Origin of the sequence: Sphingopyxis sp. Q841, from assembly GCF_052384365.1 — a bacterium.
GTDB classification, from domain to species: Bacteria; Pseudomonadota; Alphaproteobacteria; order Sphingomonadales; family Sphingomonadaceae; genus Sphingopyxis; species Sphingopyxis terrae_A.
This window is the reverse complement of the sequence record NZ_JBQSUM010000005.1, coordinates 14,440-35,207: the sequence shown is the minus strand read 5'-3', so window position 1 is coordinate 35,207 and position 20,768 is coordinate 14,440. Positions and strand designations below refer to the sequence as shown.

At 64.6% G+C, this 20,768-nt stretch carries 13 protein-coding genes; 9 read left to right on the top strand and 4 right to left on the bottom strand.

The features are described from left to right. The first annotated feature begins 24 nt into the window (after positions 1–24). The 3 genes from ACT17R_RS16780 to ACT17R_RS16770 all read left to right on the top strand — a co-directional run bounded on the left by ACT17R_RS16780 (position 25) and on the right by ACT17R_RS16770 (position 5,917). The gene (locus ACT17R_RS16780; RefSeq protein ID WP_444809871.1) at positions 25–3,117 is read left to right on the top strand and encodes a TonB-dependent receptor plug domain-containing protein; all 3,093 of its coding nucleotides are present in this window, start codon (positions 25–27) and stop codon (positions 3,115–3,117) included. Positions 3,118–3,216: 99 nt separating this feature from the next. Further along, positions 3,217–4,668, top strand: a complete 1,452-nt coding sequence (locus ACT17R_RS16775; RefSeq protein WP_444809870.1) for an amidohydrolase — start codon at positions 3,217–3,219, stop codon at positions 4,666–4,668. A gap of 1 nt (position 4,669) precedes the next feature. Then, positions 4,670–5,917, top strand: a complete 1,248-nt coding sequence (locus ACT17R_RS16770; protein ID WP_444809869.1) for an amidohydrolase family protein — start codon at positions 4,670–4,672, stop codon at positions 5,915–5,917. Positions 5,918–5,947: 30 nt separating this feature from the next. Here ACT17R_RS16770 and ACT17R_RS16765 read toward each other — a convergent pair whose 3' ends face one another. Continuing rightward, the gene (locus tag ACT17R_RS16765; RefSeq protein WP_186401095.1) at positions 5,948–6,427 is read right to left on the bottom strand and encodes an Lrp/AsnC family transcriptional regulator; all 480 of its coding nucleotides are present in this window, start codon (positions 6,425–6,427) and stop codon (positions 5,948–5,950) included. Beyond that, positions 6,424–7,764 carry a dicarboxylate/amino acid:cation symporter gene (locus ACT17R_RS16760; protein ID WP_444809868.1) on the bottom strand — a complete coding sequence of 447 codons (1,341 nt, stop codon included), beginning with the start codon at positions 7,762–7,764 and terminating at the stop codon, positions 6,424–6,426. Before ACT17R_RS16760 ends, ACT17R_RS16765 begins: the two co-directional genes overlap by 4 nt. A gap of 312 nt (positions 7,765–8,076) precedes the next feature. Here ACT17R_RS16760 and ACT17R_RS16755 point away from each other — a divergent pair, with 312 nt between their 5' ends. From ACT17R_RS16755 to ACT17R_RS16735, 5 genes are all read left to right on the top strand, one after another. Next, a complete protein-coding gene (locus ACT17R_RS16755; RefSeq protein ID WP_444809867.1) occupies positions 8,077–8,751 on the top strand; it encodes an RNA polymerase sigma factor in 675 nt (224 codons plus the stop codon). Positions 8,752–8,765: 14 nt separating this feature from the next. Beyond that, complete coding sequence (gene metC, locus ACT17R_RS16750) at positions 8,766–9,968, top strand: cystathionine beta-lyase (RefSeq protein ID WP_444809866.1); 1,203 nt, start codon at positions 8,766–8,768, stop codon at positions 9,966–9,968. A gap of 120 nt (positions 9,969–10,088) precedes the next feature. Further along, entirely contained in the window at positions 10,089–12,503 is a 2,415-nt protein-coding gene (locus ACT17R_RS16745) for a TonB-dependent receptor plug domain-containing protein (protein ID WP_444809865.1), read from the top strand. 27 nt (positions 12,504–12,530) lie between these two features. Next, positions 12,531–14,021 carry a CRTAC1 family protein gene (locus tag ACT17R_RS16740; RefSeq protein ID WP_444809864.1) on the top strand — a complete coding sequence of 497 codons (1,491 nt, stop codon included), beginning with the start codon at positions 12,531–12,533 and terminating at the stop codon, positions 14,019–14,021. Between the two features lie 932 nt (positions 14,022–14,953). Then, entirely contained in the window at positions 14,954–15,577 is a 624-nt protein-coding gene (locus ACT17R_RS16735) for a PilZ domain-containing protein (RefSeq protein ID WP_444809863.1), read from the top strand. Between the two features lie 582 nt (positions 15,578–16,159). On the opposite strand, the gene ACT17R_RS16730 is transcribed toward ACT17R_RS16735, so the two are convergent. Together ACT17R_RS16730 and ACT17R_RS16725 are read right to left on the bottom strand one after the other, a co-directional pair. Next, the gene (locus ACT17R_RS16730) at positions 16,160–17,671 is read right to left on the bottom strand and encodes a PepSY-associated TM helix domain-containing protein (protein ID WP_444809862.1); all 1,512 of its coding nucleotides are present in this window, start codon (positions 17,669–17,671) and stop codon (positions 16,160–16,162) included. Beyond that, complete coding sequence (locus ACT17R_RS16725; RefSeq protein WP_217373212.1) at positions 17,668–18,243, bottom strand: hypothetical protein; 576 nt, start codon at positions 18,241–18,243, stop codon at positions 17,668–17,670. Before ACT17R_RS16725 ends, ACT17R_RS16730 begins: the two co-directional genes overlap by 4 nt. A gap of 90 nt (positions 18,244–18,333) precedes the next feature. Between ACT17R_RS16725 and ACT17R_RS16720 the strand changes: the two genes are divergently transcribed. Then, positions 18,334–20,673: a TonB-dependent receptor gene (locus ACT17R_RS16720; RefSeq protein WP_444809861.1), complete on the top strand. Its 2,340-nt coding sequence runs from the start codon at positions 18,334–18,336 to the stop codon at positions 20,671–20,673. Positions 20,674–20,768 lie beyond the last annotated feature (95 nt).

The following is a 20,768-nucleotide window of genomic DNA, read 5'->3' as shown; positions in this document are numbered from 1 at the left end:
AGCGCAAAAATAAGGGGATCTGGCATGACATATATCGAACTGACCGGCCGCCGGAGGCTGATGGCCGCGGCATCGCTCATTATGTTGGCGACGGCGACCAGTGCGGCTGCGCAGCAGCAGGCCAACGACACCGCGATGGCGACCGAGCCCCAGAGCGCGCCGCGCGGCGAGGAAATCGTCGTGACAGGCAGCCGGATCGCCGGGACCAAAATTACCGAAGCGCTGCCGGTGACCGTTGTCGGCGAGGACGAAATCGCGGCGACCGCGGCCGTGTCGGGGGACGATCTGATCCGGTCGATTCCGCAGATGAGCGACCAGTCCTTCAACAGCAGCAATGGCCAGACGAGCAGCAACTTCGCCCGCGGCGATGTCGGCTCGATCGATCTGCGCGGACTTGGCGTCGGCAATACGCTCGTCCTGCTCAATGGCCGCCGGCTGGTGCAGCATCCGAGCAGCCAGGCGAGCACCTCGCTCGCGCCGGTCATAACCTATAATACCAATTCGATCCCCGTATTCGGGGTGAAGCGCCTCGAGGTGCTTCGCGATGGTGCGGCGGCGCTATACGGAACCGACGCCGTGGCCGGTGTCGTGAACACGATCCTGCGCGACAATATCAACGGCGGCGGGCTCTCGCTCCAATATGGCGGCGCCGAAGGCACGGGGCTGCGCGAATTTACCGGGTCGGGCTATTGGGGGACCGACTTTGCCGAGAACCGGGGTAATATCTCGCTCCTCTTTAACTACACGCACCGCTCGGCGCTCTCGTCGCGCGACCAGGATTATACGGCGACCGCCGACCACCGCTTCTTCGATGCGTTTCTCGGCACGCCTTTCGAGGGGTCGAACAGTCTCGACGACACCAGCACACTTTCGCATTGGGGCAACTTCACGACCGGCGTCCGCGTTCGCCAGGGCGCGACAAATATCACGACCGCCGGCGGCGTCTTTTCGATTCAGCCGACCGCAAACGGCGGCTGCTCGGTCGATCTGGGCAATGGCATCTGCATCGACGACGCGACGCGCGCGACCACCGGTGCCGATCGCAACACCCGGTGGGATTCGCAGAAATATTTCGATCAGTCGATCATGCCCAAGCTCGATCGCATCAATGTCTTTGCGAACGGCCATTATGATCTTTCCGATACGCTGACGATCTTCGGCGAGGCAGGCTATTATTACGCCAAGACGCGGAGCCTTCAGGACAGCGTCTTCTCGATCGGGTCGATCCAGATGACGGTCCCGGCCTCCAATTACTGGAATCCCTTCGGTCCGGTGACCTTCGCCGATGGCTCGACCAATCCGAACCGTCTGCCGGGGATCGACGCGCCGGCGGCCGGGCTGCCGGTGACCATCACCAGCTATCGCTTCACCGACTTCGGCCCGACCGTCGTCGACGTCACCAATCGTCAGTTCCGCGTGCTCGGCGGGCTTCGCGGGCAGGCGCTCGGCTTCGACTGGGAAAGCGCCCTCCTCTACTCCGAAGCGACGGTTCGCGATGTCCAGGACGGTATCAGCGCAACGCTTCTTCAGCAGAATCTCGCGCTTTCGACGGCCGCGGCCTACAACCCTTTCGCGGGCGGCGATCCGGCCGACCCCATGGGTCCGCCGATCACGGCGGGCAATGTGGCCGCCGGCGAGGATTTTCTCATCAAGTCGGTTCGGCGCGGCAAGTCGAAACTCGCCCAGTGGGACTTCCGCGCCTCGAAGCCCGATCTGCTGGCGCTTCCGGCCGGCGACGTCGGGCTCGCAATCGGCGCCGAACTGCGGCGCGATTCCTATCTCGATGACCGCGACGCGCGCGTCGACGGTACGATCACCTGGACCGACAGCGTTACCGGCACCGAGCAGCCCAGCGATCTGTTCGGGGTCAGCCCGACCCCCGACACCAGCGGGTCCCGAACCGTCTTTGCCGCCTATACCGAGCTTGCGGTTCCGCTGATCTCGCCGGAAATGAACATCCCGCTCGTGCGCAGCTTCGAGCTGCAGCTCGCCGGCCGCTACGAACATTATTCCGATTTCGGCAGCATTGCGAAACCCAAGGTGGCGGCGGCATGGGATCTGTTCGACGGCTGGCGCGTTCGCGGCTCGTGGGCCCAAGGCTTCCGAGCGCCGAACCTTGAACAGACCAATGCCACGATCATCACGCGCGGCAATACGCGCACCGACTGGGTGCGCTGCGAAGCCGATCTGCGCGCAGGCCGGATCGCGACGTTCGACGCTTGCGCGCAAAGCTATGTGACGACGGGCCGCCGCGCCGGCAACCCCGATCTCAAGCCCGAGACCTCGACAACCTGGACGATCGGCACGGTGCTCGAACCGCCCGCGTTCAACACCGGTCGCCTGCGGACGACCTTCACCATGGACTTCTGGCAGGTGAAGCAGAAGGGCATCGTCGGCATATATGGCGAAGGAAATGCGCTGATCAGCGACTATCTCGCCAGGCTCCAGGGATCGAGCGACCCCACCGTTGTGCGCCTGGCCCCGACGGCGGACGATATTGCGCTTTTTGCGGGCACGGGCATCGATCCGGTGGGCCGCGTCCAATATGTCGACGATCAGTATCGCAATCTCGAGCCGCAGACGGTGCGCGGTATCGATTTCGGCCTCAACATCGGGCTCCGCGATACCGGCATCGGCGACTTCAGCTTCGCTGCCAATGCCGCTTATCTGCTGAAATATTTCCGCGACGTCTCGCCGGATATCCAGGCCTTGCTCGATGCGCGCGCCGCCGGGCAAATCAATATCGACACGGTCATTCCCGAATCGTCGAATCTCGTCCGCAACGACGGTTTCCCGCGTTGGCGCGGTTCGGCATCGCTGACCTGGAAGCTCGGGCAGGTCACGGCGGGCGGTTTCGTCAACTATACCGGAAGCGTCATTGACGATGACATTTCGATCAACGGCGAGAATCTGCTGATCAAGGCCTACACAACGGCGAGCCTTTATGTGCAGTACGACTTCAAGGGCGGCTTTACCGACGGCACGCAGCTTCGCCTCGGGGTGCGCAACATCACCAACGCGAAGCCGCCGCTCGATTCGAGCGCCTATGGCTATATGGGCTCGCTGCATTCGCCGATCCCCCGCTATTGGTATGTGAACGTCCGCAAGACCTTCTGACCCCTGCGGCCGCCGTGCAGAGACGCATGGCGGCCGGTTCGCCGCCCTTCCTATCGTTTCGAACAAGGTGATCCAGGCGTGACACGACCTTCCTGCTCCATGCCCCCCCACCCCAGGCGCCTTGCCCGCCGCGGCGCGCGCGCCGTCCGCCTCACGCTTCTCGGATCGGCGCTTGCATTGCTTGCCGGTTGCGCGGCCGGCGCGGCGACGCCGCCTCGGCCCGCCGCGCCGCCGCTCGCGGAAGACGCTGCGCCACCCGCACCTTTCGCGAGCACCTATCAGCCGCGTCCCGCGCCCGACACCGCGATCGTCGGTGCCTCGATCTTCACCGGCACCGGGGCACGGATCGACGATGGCACGGTTCTGATGGCAGCCGGCAAGATCGTGGCGGTGGGGACCGACATCCCCATTCCGTCGAACGCGCGGGTCATCGACGGGCGCGGCAAATGGGTGACCCCGGGGATCATCGATGCCCATTCGCACCTCGGCGTCTTTCCAGCGCCCGGCGTCCAGGGCCATGCCGACGGCAATGAGAATATCGATCCCTACACCGCCCATGTCTGGGCCGAACATTCGATCTGGCCGCAGGATCCCGTATTCACCAAAGCGCGCGCCGGCGGCGTCACCAGCCTGCTTATCCTGCCCGGCTCGGCCAATCTGTTCGGCGGGCGCGGCGTCAGCGTCAAGAATGTGCCCGCCGTTACGGTCCAGCAGATGAAATTTCCTGGCGCGCCCTACACGCTCAAGATGGCGTGCGGCGAGAATCCCAAGGGCCGGTACGGCAGCCGCGGCCGCGCGCCCGCCACTCGCATGGGCGAGGTCGCGGGGTTCCGCCGTGCCTGGATCGACGCCGCCGAATATGCCCGCAAGGTCGAGGCCTATGAAAGGAAACGCGCGCGCGGCGAAGGCGGCGAGCCCCCCAAGCGCGACCTTGGCCTCGAGACGCTCGCAGGCGTGCTCAAGGGCGATATTCTCGTCCAGAACCATTGCTACCGCGCCGACGAGATGGCGGTGATGCTCGATGTCGGTCACGAATTCGGCTACAAGACCCGGGCATTCCATCACGCTGTCGAAGCCTATAAGATTGCCGACCTGCTCGTGGCCGACGATGTCTGCGTCGCGACCTGGGCGACGCGCTGGGGTTTCAAGATGGAAGCCTATGACGCGATCGAGGAGAATGCGGCGATCCTGAGCAAGGCGGGCGTGTGCGTCGCCATTCACTCCGACGAACAGCGGCTGATCCAGCGCCTCAATGTCGAGACCGCGGTCGCGATGGCCGCCGGACGCCGCGCGGGCATTGTCATCCCCCAGGAAGAGGCGATCAAATGGATCACCATCAATCCGGCCAGGATCATGGGTATCGCCGACCGTACCGGGTCGCTCGAAGCTGGAAAAATGGCCGACGTGGTGCTGTGGAGCAAAAATCCGTTCAGCGTCTACGCCATCGCCGAGAAGGTGTTCATCGATGGCGCGCTCATTCTCGATGCGAGCGATCCCGCCACGCGTTACCGCAGCGATTTTGAAATCGGCCAACCGGTCGGGGAGGAATGACATGCAAAGACGACTCCCGGTTTTCGCAGCACTCACCCTGACCCTCGCTGCGGTCGCTCCCCCGGCCGCAGCGCAGAATTTTGCGATAACCAACGCCCATCTCGTCACCCCCGGCCCCGTCGGCGAGGTCGCGAATGGCAGCGTCGTCGTGCGCGACGGGCGGATCGCGGCCGTGGGCGCGGACATTGCGATCCCGGCCGGCATGCGAACGATCGACGCCAGGGGTGCGATCGTTACGCCGGGACTGATCGCGGTGAATACGGCGCTCGGCCTCGTCGAGGTGAGTTCGGTCGGCGGCTCGATCGACAACCGGACCCATAATTCGGGAATCAGCGCCTCGTTCGACGTCCAATATGGGCTTAATCCCGACTCGACGCTGATCCCGATCGCGCGTCTCGGCGGCATCACCCATGCGGTGGTGATGCCCGACTATGACGACAGCGACAAGGAACGCGAGCTGCCGTTCGCGGGCAAGGCCGCACTGATTTCGCTCGGTGAAGGCGCGGCAACGCTGCACAAGGCCGGCATCGGCATGATGCTCGAGCTGGGCGAGGATGGCGCGGCGCGGATCGGCGGCTCGCGCGCCGCCGAATTCGTCCAGCTGCGCCAGATATTCGACCTCGCGCGCCAGCCCGTGCGCGAAGACTATCCCTTCGCGCTTTCGCAGGCCGACGTCGCGGCGTTGAAGCCGGTACTCGCGGGCACGATGCCGCTGATCGTCGTCGTCCACCGCGCCGCGGATATCCGGCAAGTCCTCAAACTTGCGCGCGATTACAAGCTCCGGATCATTCTTTCGGGCGCCGAGGAAGCCTGGCGCGTCGCCGACGAGATTGCGGCGGCGAACGTGCCGGTGCTGATCAATCCCACATCGAACATCCCGGCGAACTTCGACATGCTCGGCGCATCACTGCGCAACGCCGCGATCCTCGCGGCGGCAGGGGTCGAAATTGCGATCGGCGGAAATGATGCAGGCCACCGCGTTCGCGAGATGCGCTACAATGCGGGCCTCGCGGTGTCGCGCGGGCTTCCCTATGCCGTCGGGATCGAAGCGCTCACGCTTGCGCCGGCGCATATTTTCGGCGTCGCCGACGAGATGGGGTCGATCGCGCCCGGCAAGGCCGCCGACATGGTGATATGGGACGGTGATCCGCTCGAGCCCCTCACCCTGCCGACCGCGATCTTCGTCGGGGGCAAGGAACAGCCGCTGACCTCGCGGGCAACCGAGCTCGGCGAACGCTACGCCCGCTGAGCCCGTCGCGGCGCCGCGTCCGCGCCAGGGTCAGGACGGGCGCGCCGAGAGCGGCAGCGCGGTGGTGCACTTGATTTCTTCCATCGAGAAGGCCGAGCTCACATCGGTAAGACGGATCGAACGAATGATGCGCCGGTAGACCGCGTCATAGGCGGCCATATTCTCGACCCTGAGCTTGAGCAGATAGTCGACGTCGCCGGTCATGCGATAGAATTCGACGACTTCGGGGATATCGCGGATCGCCGAGTTGAGCATCTCAAGCCAGGCTTCGCTATGCTCCGACGCACGCAGGCTGACGAAGACGGTGAGGTCGAGGCCGAGCGCGCTCGCGTCGAGGATCGTGACCCGGCGCGCGATCACGCCGCTCTCCTCGAGCCGCTTGATACGCCGCCAGCAGGCGTTTTGCGACATATTGGCCTTGGCGGCGACCGCAGCGACCGAAAGCGTCGCGTCCTCTTGGAGGAAGCCCAATATCCGGACATCGGCATCGTCGAGTGAAACGCGGGTCATGACATGGCTCCTGCTTGGTCTGCCGTATCGGATCGCGAGGGTGCAAGGTGCGCGAGACCATCGCCCGCCCGAGGCGGGCTCAGATCGTCATGCGCTGCGCCCTCCTTCGCCTGCGGCCCGAGGCGCGCGATCGCGGTCGTCGCGGCGACATCCATCGTAACATTGCCCACCGTGCGGACGAGATCGGGAACCATTTCGACCGCGATAAGCAGCGCGAGCGGCTCGATCGGAACGCCCATCGCAACGCAAATCGGAGCAATCGAGGTCAGGTAGCTCACCTGTCCGGGCAAGCTCACCGAGCCGATGGTCGTGATCGCGGCAACCGCCGCCCCTGCCGCGATCGCGGCAGGGGCGAGTGGCAGGCCGAGCCAATGCGCTACATAAATGGCCACCGCCAGGTTCATCGCCGGACTGGTCACCCGGAATATCGCGACGGCGACCGGCAGCGACACGCGCGACACCGAGCGGTCGACGCCGAGATCGGCTGCCGCCTTCAGCATCGGCGGCAGCGAGGCGAGCGAAGACTGGGTGCTCAATGCGACCGCCTGGGCCGGCGCGACCGCCCTGGCGAAAGCCAACAAGCGCACGCGGCCGCCAAAGACGGCGAGCGGATAGGCAAGTGCCCAGGCGGCAAACCCCGCGCTTGATACGATGAGGACATAATGGGCGAGCGCCCCGATCGCCGAGGTTCCCGCCCGCGCGCCGACCCCGAAGGCGAGCGCGAGCACGCCCAACGGCGCCAGCACGAGCACCCAGCCGACGATAAGCAGTACCGCGCTCGCAATCGTATCGAAAAAGGCCGTCACAGGCTCGCGTTGCGCTGCGGGGAGACGCGCGAGCGCGACGGCGAACAGCGCGGTGAATAGAATGAGCGGCAGCAAGGCGTCATTTGCGGCGGCTGCAACAGGGTTGGTCGGCACGATCGAGCGCAGGAAAGCGCCGATCCCGACCGTCGGCGCGTCGATATGCGCCGTCGCCGACAGACTCGTCGCGAGCGAACGCGCCGCCTCGGCCGGCATTGGAAACATCTCCAGCAGCGCCGGCACGAGCAGTGCCGCCATCGCGGTGGAAATCCAAAGCAGCGCGATGAAAAGAATGACCGACCGCATCGCGACGCGGTCGCCGCGGGCGCTGTCGACCGTCTTCGCAATGCCGGTAATGAGGAGCGAGACGACGAGCGGAATGATCGTCATGCGCAGGCCGTCGAGCCAGATGCCGCCGACACTGTCGGCGATCGACACGGCGTCGGCGAGCCCGGCGAACCCGAGCCGCGTCCAGCCCACACCCGCGCCGAGCCCGACGATCAACGCCGACAAAATGAGCCAGGTTCTCGCCATGTCATCCCTCCTCCCGCCCCTCGACAGAAGGGCCCCTTGGCTTTGACGCGCTGCGACGCGAACACCCCATCGGCAAAAGCCGGTTTCGGCGAGGAAGTTTCGCGGCGAACTACCACCATCGCGCGCCTCTACCGCCCCTAAGGCGTTCGATTCGTTCGAACCGACGCGAATGATGCCGCGCTTCGATCATTTAATCGACATAATTCCAATCACCCGATCAAATATCCCAAGATTTGACGTTTCATCGCCAAAGTCGGTGAAGAATTTACCCCGAGCTACATGTCATAAAATGTCGCGACAAGGGGAAGCACCATGACGTTCAGCGCCTATGAGGCAGAGTATGAGACCGAAAACATCGCCTCCGAGGTCGATTGGATCGAGACGACCGGTTCGCGCGCCGAAGAAAAGCCTGTCCCCGAGGCATCCGACGGGGGCAAGGAACTGATCGAGGCCTTCTGGCCGCACCTTCCGCTCCTCAGGAAATTCCTGGGCCGCCGCGTTCCAGCCGCCGATCTCGATGATGTCCTTCAGGATGTTCTCCTCAGCATTGTCCGGCGAGCCGACGCCGCCGCGGTCATTCACCCCAAATGCTATCTCTTCCAGGCCGCTCACGCCGCACTGATAGACCGTCATCGCCGCCACACCTCCCGTCGCCGGGATTGCCATTGCCCCCTCGACGAACCCGATCATCCGGTGGACGAGCTTTCACCGCTGCGCATACTGCTCGCAAGGGACGAGATCCGGGCGGTAGAAACCACGCTGAGCAAGCTGCCCGAACGCACGCAGGAAATTCTCGTCGCGGTCCGCGTCGAGGGATCGAGCCTGAAGAGTCTCGCGAGCCGCTACAATATCTCGACGAGCGCGATCGAAAAACATGTCACCAAAGCCGCCAAGGCGCTTTCGGGCATCCGCCGCAGCGACCTGGTCGCGGCGCACCGGGGCAGGCTTTCGCCGCAGCGGCACAACCCCCTCTCCCACTCCATATGAGAAAGACAAGATAAATGACGCCTTGCAATACGGTCCACGAGCAGACCCGGCTCATCCACGGCGACACGCCGTGCGACGCGCTTCAGCGGACCCCCGGCCCGCCGATCCAGCGCGGCTCGACCGTGCTTTTGCCGACTTGCGAAGCGCTCTACGACGGCGGCAAGGTAACTTATGGACGCGTCGGCCTCTCGACCCAGCGCACGCTGCGCGACGCGCTGCGCGATCTCGAGAACGCCGACGAAGCCTTCCTCTATCCCTCGGGGCTGACCGCGATCACGGGCACCCTGCTCGCCCTGTTGTCGGCGGGCGACGAAGTGCTCGCCTGCGACACGGTCTATAATCCGACCCGGCGCTTCCTCGCCGGCACGCTCGCCCGCTACGGCGTCACCGCCAGCTATTTCGACCCCGCCGACGACGCCGAGGCGATCCGTGCGATGATCACGCCCAAAACCCGTGTGATCTTCCTCGAATCCCCCGGCTCGCTGAGCTTCGAGATGCAGGACGTTCCCGCCATCGCCGCGATGGCAAAGGAAGCCGGGGTGATAACGGTCATCGACAATACCTGGGCGGCGGGTGTGCTGTTCAAGCCGCTCGATCACGGGGTCGATGTCAGCATCCAGTCGCTCACCAAATATGTGTGCGGCCACTCGGACGTCTTCATGGGACTTGCCGCCGCCAAGGGCCAGGCCGCCGACCTCCTTGCGAGCTCGAGCTACGAGACTGGCTGGGCGGTGTCGCCCGACGACGCCTATATGGCGATCCGCGGCCTGCGCACGCTGCGCACCCGCCTCGCACAGCACGGCGCCGCCGCGCTCGAGGTGGCGCGCTGGCTCGAGACGCAGCCCGAGGTGCAGTCGGTCATGTGTCCCGCGCTTCCCTCCGATCCGGGCCACGCGATCTGGAAGCGCGATTTTACCGGTATCTGCGGCCTCATCGGAGCGATTCTCGAACCGGCCGCGGACGCCGCGGTCGCCCGGATGGTGGAAAGCCTCGAGCTTTTCGGACTGGGCTTCAGCTGGGGCGGCTACGAGAGTCTCGCGATTCCGGTCGATCAGCAGCTCAAGGCCCGGACGCACAAGATCAGCTATCCCGGCCCCTTGCTAAGATTGCACATCGGGCTTGAATCGGTGGATGACCTCATCGCCGATTTGCGGCAAGGGCTCGACACCCTTTCCCGGGACATTGTTTCGCGGCCGCGGCTCAGAGCCGCCGGATAGCGCCGGGACCAAAGACATAATGACAGGGTTCAACAGGGGAACGTTTCAAAACGTTTTAGGAGCAAGATGATGAAAAACTATACGAGACTGCTCATGGGGGCATCATGTGTGGCAGCAGCGATGGCGTCGCCAGCGCACGCGCAAGAAACGGCCGACGCCGCGGGCGATACGGACGCGGCGAGCGAAATCGTCGTCACCGGCACGCGCGGGCAGGCGCGCAGTGTCCTCTCGAGCCCGACCCCGATCGACGTCATCGGCGGGGAGGATATCGAAAAGCTCGGCGGCGGCATGCAGCTGCGCGACGTGCTGACGCAGCTCGTACCCTCGTTCCAGTCGACCACCGTCGGCAGCTCGTCGTTCAACAGCCTCACCCGCCCGGCGGGCCTGCGCGGCCTGTCGGGCGTCCATGTGCTCGTGCTCGTCAACGGTAAGCGCCGCCATAACAGCTCGATCATCGACTTCAACTCGGGCGCGACCTCGCAGGGCGGCAATCCGGTCGATCTCGACCTCATCCCGTCAAGCGCGATCGAACGCATCGAAGTTCTGCGCGACGGCGCCTCGGCGCAATATGGCTCGGACGCGATCGCCGGCGTCATCAACGTCATCCTCAAGACCAATGATGCGGGCGGCAAGGCGTCGCTCGAAGCGGGTCAGCGTTACGGACGCGACGGCAGCGGCAGCGACGGCGAGACCATCTCGGCCAGCGTCTCGCACGGCTTCGCGATCGGCGACGGGGGTTCCTTCACCCTCTCGATCGAGGGCAAGAAAGCGCAGCCGACGATCCGCAATTCGGCGATCCCCGACAATATCAACTTCTACGCGCTGCTGCCAGGCGGCGTCCGCGATCCGCGCGAAGCCACGGTCAATCGCCGCACCTATCTTGGCGGCCTTCCCGAGGTGAAGGACGTCAAGGTCGCGCAGACGCTGGTCGTGCCGCTCGGCAATGTCGAACTCTATTCCGACGGAACCTTCGGCTACCGCGAGGCGCGTGTCGGTCAGGCGGGACGGCGCCCCGCCACCAACCAGAATATCATCGAAATCTATCCCGATGGCTTCACGCCCTTCTACACGCTGAAGGAAACCGACTTCCAGCTGACCGGGGGCCTGCGGGGCGAAGCCGCAGGATGGAACATCGACCTCAGCAGCACCTATGGCCGCAACCACGCCGAGAACGGGGCCGACAACACGCTCAACGCGTCGCTTGGCCCGTCGAGTCCGACCGAGTTCAAGACCTTCAGCTCGGCGTTCGACCAGTGGACCAACAATCTCGACCTCACCCGGCGGGTCGAACTCGGGGGCGAGGCCGCACTTCAGGTCTCGCTCGGCGCCGAATATCGCTATGAGAGCTATGTCACCAAGCCGCTCGACGTCGACAGCTACCGCAACGGGGGCTATTTCTACCCGACCGGCAATCTCGCGGGAACGCCCGCGCAGGTCGGCGCGCAGGGCGCGATCGTCGTGACGCCGGAAGATGCGGCCGACCTCAATCGCAATATCTGGGCTGGCTATGTCGATCTTGCGCTCGACGTGAGCCCACGCTTCCTGATCACCGGCGCCGGCCGCTTCGAGCATTATGATGACAGTTCGGGCAGCGTGTTCAGCGGCAAGCTCTCGGCGCGCTACGAAGTGACCGACTGGCTCGCGCTGCGCGGGGCGTTCAGCAACGGCTTCCGCGCGCCGTCGCTGACCCAGCAGGGCTTTGCACAGACCTCGACCTCGATCAACCTGGTCGGGGGCGTCTACATTCCCGTGCTGACCAAGATCGTCAAGACGGGATCGCCGGTCGCCAATGCGCTCGGCGCCGAGCCGCTCAAGCCGGAGAAGTCGAAAAACTACAGCCTTGGCTTCACCCTCACCCCGGCGGCGGGGCTCAATATCTCGGTCGATGCCTATCAGATCGATCTCGAGGACCGGATCACGCTCACAGGCCTGCTCTCGGGCACCGGCGTGCGCAACATCCTCGTCACCAACGGCTTCTCGGGCGACCAGTCGGTGCGCTTCTTCACCAACGCGGTCGACACGCGCACGCGCGGTGTCGACGTGGTGGCGACCTATGCGTTCAACCTGGGAGAAAGCAGCCGTGTGCGTACGAGCCTCGGGTTCAACTATAATGACACCGACATCACCCACATCGCCGAGAATCCGCCCGAACTGGCGGGCCTCGGCCTGACTCTGTTCGATCGCCGTACCCAGGGTTGGTTCACATCGGCGGGCAAGACTAAGCTCATCCTCGGTCTCAACTGGGAGGCCGGACGATTCGGGATCAACGTCAAGGAAACACGCTACGACAAGTTCAAGAGCCTCGATAACAATCCGGCGAACGACCAGAGCTTCGGGGCCAAGTGGGTCACCGATCTCGAGGTGAGCTACCGTGCGACCGACGCGCTCAGGCTCGCGGCGGGCGCCTATAATCTCTTCGACGTCTACCCCGACAAGACCACCGTCGCCAATACGATCGGCCTCGCGCCTTATGGCGCCGGACCGTTCGGACAATATGGCGGCTATTATTACGGCCGGATCTCGCTCGATTTCTGACCTTGATCCTCCACGGGAGTCCGTATCATGCGCAAGAATCTGATACGGATCCTGTCCTGGACCGTCCTCGCGACCGGTATTGCCGGTGGCGGGGCGGCCGGGACGCCCGATCCGGCTTTCACCGCGGTACAGACTGCCGCGTTCAGCCTGCCCGGTTCGCTTTCGAACAGTTGGGCCGACTTCGACCGCGACGGCGATCTTGACCTTGCTGTCTCGCTCAAGAGCGGCGAGATTCGCCTCTATCGTAATGAGCGCGGCCGCTTCACGAGCATCGGCGCAGCACTGGGCCTTCCTGTCTCGGGCGCCGAGATGCGTGGCCTCGCCTGGGGCGATTATGACGCGGACGGATGGCCCGATCTCTATGCGGGTGCGACCGACGCAGGCGCCGCCAATCTTCTTTTTCACAATGCTGGCGGACGCAGGTTCGTGGCGCAAGGCGGCGAGCCTGTCGCGGCCGGGCGATCGGCGCGCCAGTCGAGCTGGGTCGACTTCGACAATGACGGCGACCTCGATCTCTTTGCCGCGAACCGCTCGGGTCCCAACGCTCTCTATCGCCAGCAATCCGGCGGATTCACACGCGTCGCCGCCGACCAGGCCGGGGATGACGCGCGGCCGACCGTCGGTGCCTGCTGGTTCGATTACGACCGCGATGGCGACCTCGATCTCTTCCTCGCCAACCAGGCCGGCGCAACCGATGCGCTGTGGCGCAACGACGGCGATCATTTCGCCGATGTCGCCGCGATGCTTGGCATGGATCGCCCTGGCCGAAGCCGCACCGAGGGCAGCGTCGGCTGCGCCATCGGTGATTATGACAATGACGGCGAACTCGACCTTTTCGTGGCCAGCTATGGGGTCAACATCCTCTATCGCAACAAGGGTGACGGCAGTTTCGAAAATGTGGCGCCGCAAATGGGCCTTGCCGAAGATGATCATGCGGTTGGCGCGGCATGGGGCGATTTCGACAATGACGGCTGGCTCGATCTCTTCGTCACCGCCTACACCGGTCCCTCGGGCGCGCAGCGGCCCGCGAACCGTCTTTACCGCAATTTGGGCGGCAAGGGGTTCGCCAATATCCTGCTCGCTGGCTCGGCGCTCAATGTCGCGGACCACGGCGTCCAGTGGATCGATTATGATGCCGATGGCGCGCTCGATCTCTCGGTGACGCGGGGCTATACTGCAACCGGCGGTCATTTCCTTTTTCACAATGATCTGGGGGCAGCGCGCGCGCGCCGCAGCCTCGCGGTGCGCGTCCTTGACCGGACCGGACACTTCACCCGTATGGGCGCCGAGGTCAGACTTTATGATCGAAGTGGCCAGATTCTTGCGACGCGCCAGATATCGACGGGCGATGGCTATAATTCGCAGGGCACCCAACCGCTCCATTTCGGGCTCGCGTCACTGGAACCCGTCACCCTAGAAGTCAGTTTCATGGGCAAGGCCGGCCGCAAGACGCAGCGCCTCGAGGGCATCCGCCCGGCCCGCTTTGCCGGCCGCGAGCTCGTCATCAAGGAGCGATAGCCCACCGGCTCAGAGCATCATGGCAGCCGCTTTATCGCAGACGCAAACGCCCGACCAAATTGCAAATGCTCGCTGAGAAGCTGACGTTCGATTCAGCGGTGCGATGAAGGGGTGCATGGTTCCGCCGCGCCATCGTCAGCGGATCGTCGGCAGCGCCAAGCGACTTTTTTGGCATTCAACGGTGCCTTGGCTTCGCATGCCCGCGCGCGTTATCCCCATTATTTCCGTAGAGAAAATGCCCGCTCATCAAAGCGCCTTTTAAGCATTTATTAACGCTAATCCCGCACCTTGTCCTCGGGGGGGCACCTCGCGGACGGAGATTTCGCAGTGCCCGACGTGACGAATTACAGCGCAGCAGCAAGTGGGCCGAAGGCGCCTTGCCCGCCAAGCACGCCGCCCAGACGTCAAAAATCGAACTGCCCCGGGGCCGGCGCGCACGACGCAGCGGGGGCCGCCTCGCTTCGGACCCGCGCCGCCGGTGCATTCGCACTCTGCGCTCCCACGCATCATTCGCGCCGCACTGACCGATCGCGCCTATTTGCGCGGCGAGCCTTGCTGGCCCTTTCCATCCGTCGATCGCGTTACCGCGGCCGAAAAGCTTATGGATGCCCTGCGTTCCCCACAACGCCTGGCATCCTAGGGGCGGTGCGACATGCTGGTCCCCCCTGCACCGCCCCGACATTTTCTCCCGCGCGCCGAGCGGCGAAGCGCCAAGACCCGCACAGGCAGCAACGGGCGAACCGATTGCGAAGCGCCGCGCGCTGCGCGCGCTGAATTTCAAAGGACCGCGATCTGCTCTTTCGGCGCGTGGGAGCGCCGCAAGGCGCCAAGCCGGACCCCCGCGTCCGGCGCGCGTGACGCGCTGATGGGCCTCACGCGCTCGAGAGAGGAGAGCGAAGGTGGAAAATCCCCATCGGTCCACATCATTTCCCGTGCAGACTGCGGATACGGGCGATCACTCGGAGGCCGGGCGAGCGACGGCGAAGCCCAATCGTCGTGCCTCGCAGCGCCACCTCGCGGTCTGCCGGACGGCCCGCGTCATGCGCGCCGGTGACGCGGGTCTCTGGCGCGTGCGCAACATATCCGACACCGGCATGATGCTCGCCGCCGATGTCCCGCTCCGCATCGGCGAGCGCCTCCAAATTGCGCTTTCGGAATCGACCACGCTGCGAGGCTCGATCAAATGGGCCGAGGGCGGTCGGTGCGGTGTCGCCTTCGACGAGACCATCGACGCGGCGGCGCTGCTCAGGCAGCTCGCCGACGAGCAGCGCTCGGCGGGCTATCGCGCCCTCCGTCTCCCGGTCGAAATCGAGGCGATCCTGCTCCTTCGCAGCGACGCGGTCGCAATCGACCTGGTCGACATATCGCAGCATGGTGCGGGCTATCGCTGCAGCGAAAGGCTCGAACCCGGCAGCGAGGTGGAAATTCTCCTTCCCGGCGAGACGCACCGGCGGCGGGCGCTGGTGCGATGGTCACGGCGCCAGCGCGGCGGGCTGTGGTTTGCCGAGCCACTCGACCGGACGAGTCTCGAAAGCGTCGCCCGCCTGCGGCGCTGACCGGCACAGGCCATTCGCAAGATGGCAAGGCGTCGCGCTCCCCAATCATCCATCTTTCTCATGATGCCCGGACGACATCTCCACAGATCCGTCACATGCTCGATTCCAATCACAAACCCGAAACTTTTGGGCATGTCGCGCGTAGTTGGCAGATGGACTCCGGACCAAATGTGACCTTGCACCTTAGGCGCGATCTTGGCCACCTTCGCGCAATCGGAATCCTGAAAATTCTGCATCGATACCATCAGTCAGGCGCCACGCAGATAGCGGCGACATTGCTCGCACATCAGGTGCGGAGGATCCATGGCCAAAATCATGTCGGTCCCTCGGCTCTGGTCTCGTGGCGCAACTCGCCCAGAGACCAACTGGAGGCGGCCCCAAGCCGGGGCAATCCGGACCATCTGACGATGGTTGATGACGCTAGTCCGCTTCAATAATACATTATTTCTGCCCCTTGCGAACGCTTGGCGGTGCCCCGTAGAATGACCGCTAGCGGCTCGTCGGCTTCCGGGAGCGGCGACCATCGAAGCTGCCGTTGGACCAATGTGCTTGGGACAAGGGCCTTCTATGCGGACGCGAGGATCAAATGCTGGTCATTGACGTCGGGCGCAGGAGCGTCCGGATCGTCGGCAGGTCCGGCAACAGCGCCGCGATGCCGGCGCTGACGAGCATCGCATTAACCAGCCAAGCCATCGGATCGCCGCCGCCCCGTGTCAGCATCTGGGTTACCGCGGTTGCAACCAAAGCACACGCAAGAAACCGGCGACCGACGAGCGTGATGGTCCTGGCTGGCACCCAAATTGCCGCCAGCCAGAAGAGAACCGACCCGACCATCCACGTACCAATGGCGAAGGTGGGGTCAGCAAGAGCAAGACTGGTAATTGCGGCGAGCGCGATCGCGACGGGTTGCCCCCAGACCGTCGCGCTCCACAGCCGCTCCCACGCCGGCGCCGGACGGCCCTTGTCGCGGCGCCGGGCGAGCCAGATGTTGGCCCCGCTCGCGGCGAGATAGGTAAGGCCAAGGCCGAGCGCGAAATAGACAATCTTGATCAGCCCGCCGCCTAACCAGCCGAAATGCAGCACGCCCATCGAGGCGAGGATGTCCTCGCCGAGGTTGTTCTCGGCCGCCGGCGATGCGTCGTACAGCGTCGCGTCGCGGCGGAAGGCATAGCCGTCGGTGCCCGCGAGCCGGTTAGGATGTCTAACGTTGAACAGCGCCGCGCCCCCCATTTCGGTCGGATGCTCGGTGAAGACATATTCGACGCGGCCGCCGGTCGCGGGCAGTTTGGCGAACATCGGTTTGAGGTCGAGCACGGGCGCGGGGCGCGGGTCGTCGATCGGCGGGACGGGGGTGAACAGTGCATAGACCTTGCTCACGTCACCGTTGAACATTGCCATGCCGAGCACCCCGACGATGATCGTCGTCAGGCCGAGGAAGGCGCCGCTCAGCGAGATGAGGATGTGAAAGGGCAGCGCCCACACGCCCAGCCGGTTGTGCAGATCGGCCTCCTGCAGCCGCTTGGATCCCCCGATCCGCAGGTGGAAGGCGTCGCGAAAGATGCGCGGGTGCGCGAGGATGCCCGAGATCAGCGACGACAGGAGCGCGACCCCGATCAGCCCGACGAGAAAGCCGCCCCAGGTGCGCGGCAAATGCAGGTTGATGTGGAGACGGGTGATGAATTCGGTCCACGCAAAGGCGCTGCCTTCGACGATCTGGCCGCCCGCGTCGGCGAGAAACTGTTGGTCTTCCGCAGCGTCAACGTACAGGAGCAGGCGCGGAAAATCGGCCGACGGCAGGGTGATATAAACATGCTCAACGCCAGAGCCGCTGCGGGCGATCGCGCTCTCGAAAGCGGTCTGCACCACGCTCGGCGTCACCGCGGTCACCTGGGGCGCATCCGCGCTTTCCCAGCGCTGGAACTCGTGCGCAAAGACCGCGAGGCTGCCCGACAGGCAGATGAGATAGATGAGCGCGGCAAAGGCGAGGCCGAGACTGCTGTGGCCGCGCAACACCGCGCGGACGAAGCCCGCGGGGATACGCGACATCAGGTCCTTCTTCGCCTTTTTTGGCGCGGGCTGCTGGGCGGGGGTCATGCGAAGCCCTTCAATATGGCGGCGGAGAAGCTGACGACGGCGACGCTGACGAGCACCGCGGTCGCGCGGAGGATGCGGTTGTCGGCGAGCGTCCACGCCATGCACGCGCCCCAGGCGACGGGCACGATCAGCCCGCCGACGACGAGGCGCGTCTGCTGTTCGCCGGGAGCGAGAGCGGCCCAGGCGATGCCGACGCCCATTGCTGCGACCATGCCGATCGGCCCCGCAAGCAGCCAGCGCAGCGTCTCGCGTCCCTTGGTCGTCGCGCGGTCGGACGGTTCGGGTGCAAGGCTTTCGCGCGCCGCGCGGACCTTCGCCTGACGAATGCTATAGCCCAAGCCGACCATCGCGAGTGCGACCGTCGAGACGAGCACCAGCGCAATAAAAAACCCGCGCGCCGCACCAAGCGCCCACGCGGGCCAGACAAGCGAAGCGGCGATCAGGAGCCAGCCGCCGAGGACTAGGCCGCGCGGCGGCGCCTTGCTTTGCCACGATCGGCGCAGCAGCCATACGCCTGCACTCGTTCCCGCAGCAGTCAGCAGTGCCGGCAAAAGTGCCGAGCTGTCTTCCATCCTATATCCCCTTTGCCATTCCTTCTATTGACTCTCATTCGCAATAGCAATAGAGGCGCTGCTCGATATCGACTTGGGGAGTCCCTGACAATGGCGAAGACGTTCCGGCCGGTTCTGGCGCTGATGCTGGCGAGCGCTGCGATGCCCGCCTATGCCGAGGATGCGGCGGTCGACGCCGTCGCCAACACAGCAGGTGCGGGCGAGAGCAACGAGATCGTCGTCACCGGCCTCAAATTCGACCGGACGCTTCAGGACACGCCGACGAGCGTCAAGGTGTTCACGTCGGAACAGATCGACCGGCAGAATCTGATCTCGGTCTACGATCTGATCGATCGGACCGCTAACGTCGCGTCGACGCTCGGCGAATCGGGTTTCAACATCCGTGGAATCGCTAGCACGAACGTCTCGGGTACGGGGCTCGGCGACCTTGCGACCGTCTATCTCGACGGATCGCCGTTGCCGCGCGAAGCGAGCGGCGGCGGACCGCTCGACTTGTGGGACCTCGAGCAAGTCGAAATCCTGCGCGGGCCCCAATCGACGCTGCAGGGGCGCAACGCGCTGGCGGGTTCGATCATACTCAGGACCGCGGACCCGAGCTTCAACTGGCGCGGCAAGGCGCGCGCGATGATCACCGATGCCGATGGCGAATATCGCCTCGCCGCCGCGATCGGCGGGCCGATCATCGACGATGTGCTGGCGTTTCGCGTCGCGGGCGAACTGGCGCGCGGCGACGGGCTGATCAAGAACAGCTTTGCCGGCGGGGACTATGCGAATTCGAAGAGCGAGGTCGTGCGCACCAAGCTGCTCTTCACGCCCGGCGGCGCCGGCGGGCTGCGCATTGTCGCCTCCTATCTCTATGACCGGCATTTCGGCAATGACGGGCGCGGCTATTCGCTGACCGACCTGCCGGACAGCTGGAAGCGGCGCACCGTCGAGGCGAACCGCGATACCTATACCAAGACGAGTACCGATCTGTTCACGCTCGACGCCTCGCTGCCGCTGGGCGATGTGTTCACACTGTCCTCAATCAGCACCTATAACCACCTCAAGACTTTTTCAGTGTACGACGGCGACCTGCGCCGCGAGGATGAAGCCTATGGCGATTATTCGACCGGCCAGAAGATTATCAGCCAGGAGGTCCGGCTAACCTTCGACACTGGGCCGCTGCAGGGGCTGGTCGGCGTCTATTATTCGCACCACAAGAATCCCGATTATCTGGCGAACAGCACCTTCAGTCTCGATCTCGACCTCGACCTTGGCCTGACCAATCGTGTCGCGGGTTTCCTTGCGCTGCCGCCCGCGCAGGGTGGTGCGGGGATGGATCCCGCGACCGCGCTCGCGACCGCGCAGGCGGTTCGCGCGGCATATCCGAAGCGCGTCTTCATCGCGTCGGAACAGCTTTATCCCTTCGACATCGAGACTCAGGCGCTGTTCGGCGACGCTGGCTGGGAGGTGGCGCCGGGGCTGAAGCTGCTCGCGGGTTTCCGTTATGACCGCGAAAAGCAGAAGGTACGGAACGAGAATGACGTGACGCTCATCACCGCGCTTCCCGACCCGGCGGCAGCACCCAACCCGCTCCTCGGCCTCGTATTCCGGACGGTCAACAACCTGCTCCTGTCGGACGTCGACAATGCGAGCAGTACCGGGCCGCAACGCAGCACGACCTATGAGGCCTTTCTGCCCAAGGGCGGCATTTCGTGGGAGCTCGCGCCCGACAAGACGGTGAGCGCGATCGTCCAGCGCGGCTACCGGTCGGGCGGCAGCGGGATCAATCCCGGCCGTGCGCGGGCTTTCACCTACGATCAGGAATATACGTGGAATTACGAGCTGTCCTTGCGGACGCAATGGCTCGACCGCCGGCTGACCTTCAACGCCAACGCCTTCTACATCGACTGGACCGATCAGCAGGTGCAGGTCCAGTTGTCGGAGAACCGCTTTGACTATGAAACCCGCAATGCCGGCAAATCGCGCGTCTGGGGCTTCGAGGTCGAAAGCGATTTCGATGTCACCGACGCACTGAACGTCTACGGCTCGATCGGATATGCGAACAGCAGGTTTTCCGACTTCGTCGTCGACAATGGCAATGTCGAGGATCTGGCGGGGCACCAGTTCGCGCAGGCGCCGCGCTGGACCGCTGCCGCCGGTTTCGACTGGCGCCACGCGAGCGGCGTGTCGGTCAACCTCAACGCCAATTACCGCGGCGCGCAGTATCAGAGTGTCGTTGCCCAGTCGGCGGGCCGCGACGTTCCGTCGCGCACACTCGTCAACGCGAAAATCGGGTACCACAACGACAATTTCGGCGCCTTTCTGGTCGCGACGAACCTCTTCGACGACAAATATTACGACTATCAATATCGCAATGCTGGCCGCCTGCAGGCGCTGCTCGGCGAACCGCGGATGATCGGGCTGACCTTCGAGGGGCGCTTCTAGGACCTCCCGATCGGTTTCAGTGCCCGACCGTCTCGCGGAGGAAAAAGACAGTCTTCCTGCCAACCGCTTCCCGCCCTCCTACGCGCGCTTGTCGA